The organism is Mesorhizobium sp. M7A.F.Ca.MR.362.00.0.0 (genome assembly GCF_004023175.1).
Classification (GTDB): Bacteria; Pseudomonadota; Alphaproteobacteria; order Rhizobiales; family Rhizobiaceae; genus Mesorhizobium.
On the sequence record NZ_RZTF01000190.1, the window covers coordinates 1,732 to 11,932 of the forward strand.

Consider the following 10,201-nt stretch of genomic DNA (forward strand, 5'->3'; position numbering starts at 1 on the left):
TCGACGAAGTCGAGGTTTTCGCCGGCAAAAAGTTCCGCCGCATCGGTATAGCGCTTCGCAATGCCGAATTGGTCGCCGACGATCTTGAGCCGTTCCGGGTCACGGTCGCAGATGGCGACGATCGAGGCGCCCGCAATGCCGCGCCAGGCGTGCATCTGGTTGACGGCAAAGAAGCCGCAGCCGATCAGCGCTCCACGCAACTCCGCCATGCTCAACCCGCCTTCGCCATCTGCATCAAGGTGACGCGCTGTTGAAGCCGGCGTTGTGCCTGGTCGACGACAACGGCGACGATGATGACGAGACCCTTGATCACCATCTGCCAAAACGAACTCACGCCCATCATCACCAACCCGTCCGAAAGAATGCCGATGACGAAGGCGCCGACGATGGTGCCGCCGATCGTGCCGCGCCCGCCCGACATCGAGGTACCGCCAAGCACCGCCGCCGCAATGGCGTTGAGCTCGAAACTTTCGCCTGTCGCCGGATGCGAAGCCATCAGCTCGGACGAGATGATCAGGCCGACGATCGCCGCGCAGAAACCGGAGAACATATAGACGAACATCTTCACCATGTTGACACGGACGCCCGAAATCCGCGACGCCCGTTCATTGCCGCCGACCGCGAAGATGTGGCGGCCGAGTGGCGTGTATTTGGCGAGATAGGCGGCTCCCAGCGCAACGACGATCAGGATCCAGATCGCCACCGGCAGGCCGAGCAGCCGGCCGGCGCCGAGGAAACCGAAGCCGGTGGTTCCCAGTTCCGGCTTGCCGACGAGGTTGGGGAAGGTGCGGCCGTCCGACGACAGCAGCGCCAGCCCGCGCGCGACATAGAGCACGCCGAGCGTGGCGATGAACGGTGCAACGTTCAGCCTGGTGATCAGCAATCCGTTGACGGCGCCGATCAATATGCCGACGGCCAGTGTGATCAGCGCGATCTCGAAGACGTTGAAATAGATGGTGTAGCCGATCTGCAGGTCGATGCCGTTGAGCACGAGATAGCCGGCCACCATACCGCACAGGCCGACGATCGAGCCGACCGAAAGGTCGATGCCGCCAGTGATGATGACGAAGGTCATGCCCATCGCCAGGAATGCGTTCAGCGCCACGTGCTTCGACATCAGGATCAGATTGGCGGTCGATAGGAAATTCGGCGCCGCGATCGAGAAGAAGATCAGCACGGCGATCAGCGCGATGAACGTCCGAAGCTTCATCACGGTCAGCAGCACCGAGCCGCCGGAAGTGGAGGGAGCGGCCGCTTTGGCTGGGATGTCAGTCATGGGCGGTGCTCTCCGTGCGTGGGGTCGGTCCGTGGCCAAGCGCGGATGCAGCCACGAGTGCCGCCTCCGTCGCTTCGGCGCGATCGAACATGCCGGTCAGTTTTCCGTTGCTCATCACCGCGATGCGGTCGGACAGCGCCATCACCTCGTCGAGGTCGGAGGTGGCGAACAAAATCCCCAAACCGTCGCGGGACAGTTTGCGCATGGTGCGGAAGACGTCTGCCTTGGCGCCGACATCGATGCCTCGGCTGGGCTCGTCCATCAGCAGCACCTTGGGTTCGGTGAGCAGCGCCTTGCCGATCACCACTTTCTGCTGGTTGCCGCCCGACAGCGACGACACCTCCTGCGCAGGGTCGGCGACCTTGATCGCCAGCTCCCGCACCATCTGCGTCACCGCCTGCCTTTCGTCGGCGCCACGGATATGGAACAGGCGGGCAAATCGCAACAGGCTGGCCAGCGTCAAATTGCTGGCGACCGAGAGGATCGAGACCAGCCCTTCGCGCTGACGGTCTTCGGGGATCAATGCCAGGCCACGCCGGATGCGCCGCGTCGTATCGCGCTCCTTGACCTTTATACCGCCAATGAAGATCTCGCCCGTCGAATGGCCGTGACGGCCCATGATGCAGTCGAACAGCTCGCTGCGCCCGGCGCCCATCAGGCCGTAAATGCCGAGGATCTCGCCGGCACGCAGCGACAACGAGACATGGTCGACGGCAAGTCCGCCGGTGGCGCGCGGCAGGCAGATCTCCTCGGCACGAAAAATCTCTTCTCCCGGAAGATGGCCGTCGGCCTTGGCGAAGTCCTTGGCGTCGGAGCCGATCATCTGGCGAACGATCCACTGCGTGTCGACGTTCTTCATCTCTTCCTGGCCGGTGATGCGGCCGTCACGCAGCACGGTGATGTAGTCGCCGATGCGGATCAGCTCTTCGAGCCGGTGCGAGATATAAACGATCGCCACGCCGCGTGCCTTGAGGTCGGCGATCACCTTGAACAGGATCTCGACTTCCGCAGCGCTCAGCGCCGAGGTCGGCTCGTCCATGATCAGGATGCGCGCGTCGAGCGAGACCGCCTTGGCGATCTCGACCAGCTGCTGCTGACCGATGCGCAGATCCTCAACCAGCATGTCTGGCCGTATGCCGGCTTGCAGGCGTTCCAGAAATTCCGCAGCGCGGTTTTCCTGTTGCTCGCGGTCGATCTTGCCGAAGCGGTTGGTGATCTCCCGGGTGGCGAAAATATTCTCGGCGACGCTCATATTGCCGAACAGGTTCAGCTCCTGGAACACCATGCCGATGCCGCGGTTCACCGCGTCCGCGGACGAGGAGAAGGAAACCTCTTCACCTTCCAGCAGGATGCGGCCGGCGGTCGGCCGTTCGACACCGGCGATGATCTTCATCAGCGTCGACTTGCCGGCGCCGTTTTCACCGACCAGCACGTTGACCGCGCCCTTGCGCACCTCGAAATTGGCGCGCTTGACCGCAACGGTGCCGGAATAGACCTTGGAGACGTCCTCGAGCTTCAGGATGATTTCGCGCTCAGCTGTCGCGCTCATGGCTTCGGCCCGATCTCTGCCTCCGCCGGCGTCACCAGCGGCAGGTCCTGGCCGCTCCCCAGCGTATAGGCGCCGAGCACCTTGGCGCTGCGGCCTTGCAGCGCATCGCGTGGCAGCTTGGAGAGCACCGTCTTGTCGGCATAAGCGTTGAACGCCTTGCCGAACTGGGCGAAGTCGATCTGGTTGGTGAAGTCGTTGAACTGGATGAAGTCCAGGCTGTCGCGCAGCGCGGTACCGCGCACCGCCGGTCCGATCTGCACTCGTGCATCGGCTTTGCCGTCGCCGTCGACATCGACGTCGACGGTTGCTGCCCGCGACTGCGTGTTGGCCGCGACGATCTTGCCTTCCAGGCGAACCGCGAAAGTCCAAGGCGAATTCGCCTGCTTGTTCGGATTGCCGTATTTGGCGCCGGCAGCCGATGGATCGGTTGTCGCCAGGGTGTGAACCTGCGCAAACGGTCCGGCTTTCTGCTGGAGATAGGGCACGACCTTTGCCGCCCATGTCTCTTCGACCATCTTGTCTGGATTGAAGGCGGGAGCGTTGTCTCCGGCTTCCGATTTCGTAGGCAGGATCTTGCAGGCGGTCAGGCTGATGCCGACCATCACGGTAAGGGTCGGCCAGTTCGGCTTGGTGTTCAGCATGGCGGCCTGTCGTTCAGCATCGTGGGCGGCCCACGGAAAATGGCGGCGAGGGGCGAAAACCGATGTTCGCCCCTCGCTATTGAAATCACGCTGGCTCAGTTCGTCAGCGCGAAGGTCTCCAGCTTGGCGGCATTGTCGCCATTGATCAGAACGCAGTCCATCAACTGCTTTTCTTTGGCCGGCGACTTCTTGTTCTTGATGAAGTCGTTGGCCTGCTCGACCGCCATCTGCGCCTGCGCGAAGGCCGGCTGCAGGACGGTCGCCTTGATGCCGCCCGACACGATGGAGTCGCGAACATCGTTCGATCCGTCGAAACCGACGACGATGACATCCTTGCGGTTCGCCGCGGCAAGTGCCGCATAGGCGCCCATCGCCATCGTATCGTTGCCGGAGATCACGCCCTTGATGTCGGGGTTGGCCTGCAGGATCGATTCCATCTTGGAATAGGCTTCCGTCTGGCTCCAGTTGGCCGACTGCTGGGCGACCATCTTCAGGTCCGGATAGTCGTCGATGACGTCGTGATAACCCTTGGAACGAATGCCGGCATTGGTGTCGGATTCCTTGCCGACCAGCTCGACGAAATTGCCCTTCTCGCCCATCAGCTTGACGAATTCCTGCGCGCCGAGCTGGGCGCCCTGGTAGTTGTTGGAGACGATCTGCGCCACGGCGACGCCGGTGGCGTTGATCTCGCGGTCGATCAGGAAGGACGGAATGCCTGCGTCCTTGGCCTTCTGCACGGCGGCGACGGTGGCGTCGGCGCCTGCATTGTCGAGGATGATCGCCTTGGCGCCACGGCCGATCGCGGTGTCGATCAGCTCGGACTGCTTGTTGGCGTCGTCGTCATGGACCAGCACCAGCGCCTCATAGCCGAGTTCCTTGGCCTTGGCTTCCGCGCCGACGGCTTCCGCCTTGAAGAACGGATTGTCGTGTGAGGGCGTGATAATGGCGATGAGATCCGCCGCATAGGCGGGCACTGCCGTGCCAAGCGCCAGCATACCGGCGAAAGCCGCAAGCGTCATTCTGCGTGTGAGTTTCATGAAGTCCTCCCGTTTGAAAAATTGCCTTGATCGGCCAATGGCTTTGTCTGCATCCGAATTCGTCAGGCAGCGCGGGCCGCGGATCGCTTGGGTCGAAAACCGTTGCCGGCTTACCCAAGACGGATCGTTGCTCCCCAGCCCTCCTCCACTCGCCCAGGCATCGTGCTCCCTGCGAAACCTTGTCGATCCGAGCCATGAACAGCTAAGCCAACTGGTATGATGAGTCAACCACAAATTCAGGTGACATGTACCTGATGAGCTACCAAAATCGAGGATCGGCAATGGCATGCCGGGCCCTTGAGGTGCTGCGTCAAGCACCTGTCTTCTCTCAGGTGATCCGCTGAATGCTGGCGGCGATCTCTTCCGGTTCGAACACGCGCTTCCAGTCGTCACGCATCAGCACCGGCTTGCCGAATTCGATCGCCTTGTTGCAGGCGTCCGAGAAAACGCCCTTGGTCTCGCCGAAAATGACGGCGCCGAGCACGTTCATATGGCCGAGCAGGAAATCGAGTGCCGCCTGCTGGTCGACGCCGCGCGCCACGACCTCGTCGACGGCTTCTTTCATGACCACCAGCAACGAGGCGCACACCGTCTCCGAAAGGCCAGGCTCGAGCAGCGCCATCTGTTCGACGCTGACGCGGTGCGAACGCATCACCGGCGCCCATATGATCTTCGCGATCGCCTCGCCCTTGGCGTAGTCCTCTTCCGGGCCCTGCATCAGGGCGCTGACCATGTGCTGCTTGGCCTTCACGCCGCCGAAATAGTCCTTCTTGGCTGCCATGTCGGTCTCGTCATTGAAGATCGGCGGATGGCAGGGGTGAGTGACGAAATAGGTGAGGTCAGGCCGCTTCGGCAGATGGCCGGCGAAAGGTGCCGCCGCGTCGAGCACCACCACCATCGTGCCTGGCGCCAGCTTGCTCTCGATGCTGGCCGCTACCTTGCCGATATGCGTGTCGGGGACGGCCAGGATCACCACATCGGCGTCCTTGAGCGCCTCGTCGGCACTGACCGTATCGAAACCCAGTCCGGTCTTCAGCCGTTCGCGGCCGGCATCGCTGACCTCGACATGGCGTATCGTGTAGGGCGACTCGCGAAAATTGGTCGACAGGCGGTAGCCCATTTTCCCGCCAGCCCCGAACAGCGCAATCGTTGTCATCTGGTCACCACTCCTGTTCTTCGCCGACGGCATCGCGCGTCGTCAACTGATCAACTGGTATAATCACGCTACCAGATTTTGGCAATCCGATAATGACCATGCGATGCGTTCGCCGCGTCATCGGCTGCCGCCGGTAAGCTCCAGTACGAGAACCATGGATGGCGCGCTCGGGTTATGATCTCTGGATCACCAGAAGAAGCCCGCGCTTGCCCGCTGAGTGCGCATGAGCGCTGCTCTGCCATCCCCAGAAATAGGAGGCATGTGATAGGGGTCGGAGGTCGGGCCGGGCGCTACTTCAAAAGATCGACCAGCATGTCGAAAGCCGCATCGATATCGCCGCGAACCGCCGCCTGAACTGCCTGCTCGTCACGGTCGCGCAGGGCCGCAAACATCTGTTGATGGTATGTGTTCGCGGTCGAGTAGGACCCATGCAGCATATTGAAATAGGGGCTGATCTGCAGCCATAGATCCTTGATGATCTTGAGCAGGGTTTCGGATCCCGCTGCTCGGTAGATTGCGAAGTGAAAGGTATAATTCGCCCTGAGATAGGCCTTTACGTCGTCCGCGCCATTCGCGCGTTCCAGTGAGTCCAGATCGCGCGCGAAAATCGCAAGATCCGCATCACTCCGGTTCTGTGAGGCCCAGCCGGCGGCGATGGCCTCTATCTCAAAACGTACATTGCGCAAATCGGTGAGCCGCTCGCGGCTGAGTGCCGGAATACCAATGGAGCGTCCGGATACCACGGTGAGCGCGTTGGCTGCCGTCAGGCGCCGCAGCGCTTCCCTGACCGGCATCGGGCTGACGCCAAAGGCGTCGGCGAGGCTCTGAACCGTGACCATCTCGCCCGGTACGATGCTGCCGTCGAGGATCAGTTCGGTGACCTGATTGTAGACCCGGTCCTGCAGAGTTTCCTTGGACAGTGGAATGATCTCGACACCAGGCTTCCTGAACGCCGATCCAGCCATCTCCGGTCAACCTTCCCGCCCAAGGGCGACACTATTGCTTGTGTCGGAATGCAAGGTTCGTGGTGCCACGTCAAGCGGCCGACATAGCCCATTTCGATATAAACGATTTCATCATTGATATTTGATCAAATCATGTTACGGTCGCTGGCATCGAATGGCAAGGGTTACGTTTTGTGCCCTTGGGAGGCATTCGGTCGTTCTGTTTGGGAGGAGTTTCACATGGGTATCGGATCGAAAGTCCGGCGGCTCGCGCTGCTGGCTGGGATGGCTGCATGCGCCTTCGGCCTGTCCGCCGCGCAGGCAGCCGAGAAGCACAAGATCTTTCTCAGCATGAGCTACATCGGCAATGATTGGCAGGCGGAGGCGGCCAACATGGTCAAGGCCATGGCCGCCCACAAGAGCCTGGCCGACAAGGTCGACCTGCAGGTCCAGGTCGCTGGCCCCAACGCGCAACGCCAGATTCAGCAGATCAACGCAATGGTGCAAAGCGGCGCCGAGGCCATCGTCGTATATCCGATCTCGCCGACCGCGCTCAACCAGGTCGTCAAGAATGCCTGCGACAAGGGCGTGAAGGTCTTTGCCTACGACGCCGAGATCACCGAGCCTTGCGCCTACAACGTCCACATCGACCAGCTGGAAGCCGGCAGGGTGACCGCCGAATGGCTGGTCAAGAAGCTCAACGGCAAGGGCAACATCATCGCCATCACGGGTGTCCCGNNNTGTCCCGGGAACATCCGTTGACGATCAGCGGACAAAAGCCGCCAAGGAAGTCTTCGCCAAATATCCTGATATCAAGATCGTCGGCGAGGCTGTCGGCATGTGGAGCCAGGCGGTCGCCCGCACCGAGCTTTCGAAAATCCTGGCCACCCGCAATTGGGACGACATCAACGGGCTGTGGATGCAGGTCGGCTGCTTCACCGCCAACTCGATGCAGCTCGAGGCCGGCAAGAAGACCAGCGAACTCCTGCCTTGTGCCGGTGAGGGCTCCAATGGCGGCCGCATCCAGATGCTGCCGGAGGGCACCGAAGTCGAAGGTGCGGCCGCGCCCTACGCGCCGGCCGGCGCACAACGCATTTCCTATGCCTCGCCGCCTTATTCGGGTGCGCTGGCGCTGAAGCTTGCCGTCGAGGCGATCGAAGGCAAGGACGTGCCGAAGACCACCATCCTGCCGCTGCCGGTCGTCACCAATGAGACGATCAAGCTGTGCGACGAAGGCACATGGGCGGAGATGAAGGCCGGCTGCAACGCCTTCAAGCCGTCGCTGGTCTCCAATCCGGGCTGGTTTGCCTCGATCTTCTCGGACCAGACACCCGAGGTCGGCCTCGCGGCTGCCCTCGTCGGACAACCGGAAGAATAAGCCTCCCAAGGCGATCTTGACGATGCGCGGACATTTTCTGTCCGTGCATCGTCGGTCCATGCCAAGCTTGGCGATCGAGGACAATGACAGAACATTCCGAGCTCCCCGCCATCGAGATCGACGGCATCAGCAAGGCGTTCGGCCCGACCGTCGCGCTGGACGGCGTGACGTTTGCGATCGCGCCCGGCAGCGTCCATGCCCTGCTCGGTGAAAACGGAGCCGGCAAGTCGACACTTGTGAAGCTGCTGTCCGGACTGGTCCGGCCGACCCAAGGCCATGTCCGTGTCTTCGGCAAGGAGATCGCTTACGGCGCCCCGCGCGCAGCCCATGCGCTCGGCATGCAGACAGCATTCCAGGAGATGACACTGGTGCGCGACCTCTCCGTCCTCGACAACATGATGCTGCCTTACGCCCCCGTGGGCGTCTCCGGCCTGATCCGCCGCGGTGCTGCCCGCAAGGCCGTCCGTCGCCATATCGAAAATCTCGGTTTTTCCGTCGATCTCGATGCCGAGGTGGGTGAACTTGAGCTTTCGGTGCGCCAGAAGATCGAAATCGCCCGTGCCGTCTACCGTAAGCCGCGCATCCTTTTGCTCGACGAACCGACCTCGACGCTCGCGGGTCGCGACGTCGACTGGCTAGGCGCGATCATCGCCAGGCTGAAGACGGCGGGTACCACCATCGTCTTCATCACCCATCGCATGCGCGAAGTCCGCGCCTTTTGCGACACGCTGACGATCTTGAGAAACGGCCGCCACATCGTCACCGCGCCGGTTGCGGACGTCTCGGATGGCGACGTCATCGAAAAGATCATCGGCCGCAGCATCGAGCAGACCTTCCCGCCCAAGCCGGACAGCGCCCAGGCTTTCGGGCCGCCGGTTCTGGGCGTGCGCGACCTCAAGGTCGGGCGCAAGCTCGACGGCGCCGGCTTCGATCTGCGCAAGGGCGAGATCCTCGGCGTCGCCGGGTTGCAGGGCATGGGCCAGCAGGACCTGTTCCTGGCCTGCTTTGGCATGGCCGAGATCGAGCGCGGCCACATCCTCGTCGACGGCCGCAAGGTCTGGCTCGGTTCGCCGGCCGATGCCTTGCGCCCCAACATGGCCATCGGCCTGGTGCCGGAAGACCGCAAATCCGAAGGCCTGTTCCTGAAACTGTCGGGCAGCCAGAACGCCACGCTGCCGGTGATATCGCGCTTCACACGGCTAGGCCTTGTCGACGCGCAGGCTGAGACCCGCTCCGTCGAGGCGGCATTCGCCACTGTCGAGGTCGACCGTCGGGCGCTGTGGACGCGGGCCGGTGCGTTTTCCGGCGGCAACCAGCAGAAGATCGCCATCGCCAAATGGCTGGTGGCGCAGAGCCGCATCCTGCTGTTGTTCGATCCCACCCGAGGCATCGACGTCGGCACCAAGCACGAGCTTTATGTGATGATGCGAAACTATGTGGCTTCGGGCGGTTCGATCCTGCTGCACTCGACGGAGATCCCCGAACTCGTTCACCAATGCGACAGGGTCCTGGTCCTCTATGACGGGCGCATCGCCGCCGAACTCGAAGGCGACGCCATCACCGAACCGGCCATCATGCGCCCGGCGCTTGGCCATGCCGGGGAAGCCGCCGCATGAGCAGCGCAGCATCCTCATCCCCTGTTCCCGGCCGCTTCGGACTGCGCCGTGCGCTGGTGCGCAATCGCGGCGCGCTGATCGCCGCGGCCGTCCTGGCGATCCTGCTCTTCGTCGTCGACTGGATCAGCGCCGGGCCGCTGACCTATTTCGACGTGTCGTTCCTGTCGAGCGGCGGCGCCACCTCGGCGCTCGCGGCGATCGGTCAGACCATCGTCATCCTGTCGGGCGGCTTCGACCTGTCCGCCGGGGCGGTGATATCGCTGGTCAATGCCGTGCTGGCATCGAGCATGGACCCGATGGCGCCAGGCGCCAGCATCATCCTGTGGACCGCCGTCGGCATCGGCGTCGGCATGGCGGTGGGCGCCTTCAACGGCTTCTTCATCGCCGTGCTGCGCATGCAGCCCATCGTGGTGACGCTGTCCACCATGTTCATCCTGCAAGGCGTGACGCTGCTGGTGATGGACAAGCCCGGCGGCTTCGTGTCGCCCGATCTTGGCACGTTTTATCTCGGCGACGCGATCACCGGCTGGCTGCCGATGCCGCTGGTGGTGATCGGCGTCGTCCTGCTCGCCTGGTTCTGGCTGAAGGGAACCCGCTTCGGCAC

General features: G+C 62.6%; 10 protein-coding genes and 1 pseudogene (1 of these 11 cut by a window edge). 4 read left to right on the plus strand and 7 right to left on the minus strand.

What is annotated here, in order from left to right:
* The 7 genes from EOC06_RS21545 to EOC06_RS21580 form a co-directional block, all read right to left on the minus strand.
* Positions 1-209 carry the beginning of a Gfo/Idh/MocA family protein gene (locus EOC06_RS21545; protein WP_128308738.1) on the minus strand. Its footprint begins 829 nt before the window's first position, so 209 of the gene's 1,038 nt are visible here — the first part of the coding sequence; it begins with the start codon at positions 207-209; its stop codon lies off the left edge, out of view.
* Positions 210-211: 2 nt separating this feature from the next.
* Entirely contained in the window at positions 212-1,276 is a 1,065-nt protein-coding gene (locus EOC06_RS21550; RefSeq protein WP_127326976.1) for an ABC transporter permease, read from the minus strand.
* Positions 1,269-2,825, minus strand: coding sequence for a sugar ABC transporter ATP-binding protein (locus EOC06_RS21555; protein WP_128308739.1), 1,557 nt, complete (start codon positions 2,823-2,825; stop codon positions 1,269-1,271). Before EOC06_RS21555 ends, EOC06_RS21550 begins: the two co-directional genes overlap by 8 nt.
* The gene (locus EOC06_RS21560) at positions 2,822-3,466 is read right to left on the minus strand and encodes a DUF2291 family protein (RefSeq protein ID WP_127398397.1); all 645 of its coding nucleotides are present in this window, start codon (positions 3,464-3,466) and stop codon (positions 2,822-2,824) included. Before EOC06_RS21560 ends, EOC06_RS21555 begins: the two co-directional genes overlap by 4 nt.
* Before the next feature lie 95 nt (positions 3,467-3,561).
* Positions 3,562-4,503 (minus strand): D-ribose ABC transporter substrate-binding protein, encoded by a 942-nt coding sequence (locus EOC06_RS21565; protein ID WP_128308740.1) that lies wholly within the window; start codon positions 4,501-4,503, stop codon positions 3,562-3,564.
* Between the two features lie 328 nt (positions 4,504-4,831).
* Positions 4,832-5,659: a phosphogluconate dehydrogenase C-terminal domain-containing protein gene (locus EOC06_RS21570; protein WP_128308741.1), complete on the minus strand. Its 828-nt coding sequence runs from the start codon at positions 5,657-5,659 to the stop codon at positions 4,832-4,834.
* A 290-nt stretch (positions 5,660-5,949) separates the two neighbouring features.
* Positions 5,950-6,624 carry a GntR family transcriptional regulator gene (locus EOC06_RS21580; protein ID WP_013533053.1) on the minus strand — a complete coding sequence of 225 codons (675 nt, stop codon included), beginning with the start codon at positions 6,622-6,624 and terminating at the stop codon, positions 5,950-5,952.
* A gap of 219 nt (positions 6,625-6,843) precedes the next feature.
* On the opposite strand from EOC06_RS21580, the gene EOC06_RS44875 reads away from it, so the two are divergent.
* The 4 genes and pseudogenes from EOC06_RS44875 to EOC06_RS21595 form a co-directional block, all read left to right on the plus strand.
* Complete coding sequence (locus EOC06_RS44875; protein ID WP_281062095.1) at positions 6,844-7,365, plus strand: substrate-binding domain-containing protein; 522 nt, start codon at positions 6,844-6,846, stop codon at positions 7,363-7,365.
* Positions 7,334-7,981, plus strand: a complete 648-nt coding sequence (locus EOC06_RS21585; protein WP_281062096.1) for a substrate-binding domain-containing protein — start codon at positions 7,334-7,336, stop codon at positions 7,979-7,981. Before EOC06_RS44875 ends, EOC06_RS21585 begins: the two co-directional genes overlap by 32 nt.
* 83 nt (positions 7,982-8,064) lie before the next feature.
* Positions 8,065-9,597, plus strand: a complete 1,533-nt coding sequence (locus EOC06_RS21590; protein WP_128308742.1) for a sugar ABC transporter ATP-binding protein — start codon at positions 8,065-8,067, stop codon at positions 9,595-9,597.
* A pseudogene (locus EOC06_RS21595) lies at positions 9,594-10,201 on the plus strand (ABC transporter permease); the annotation flags it as partial. The gene EOC06_RS21590 and the pseudogene EOC06_RS21595, both read left to right, overlap by 4 nt.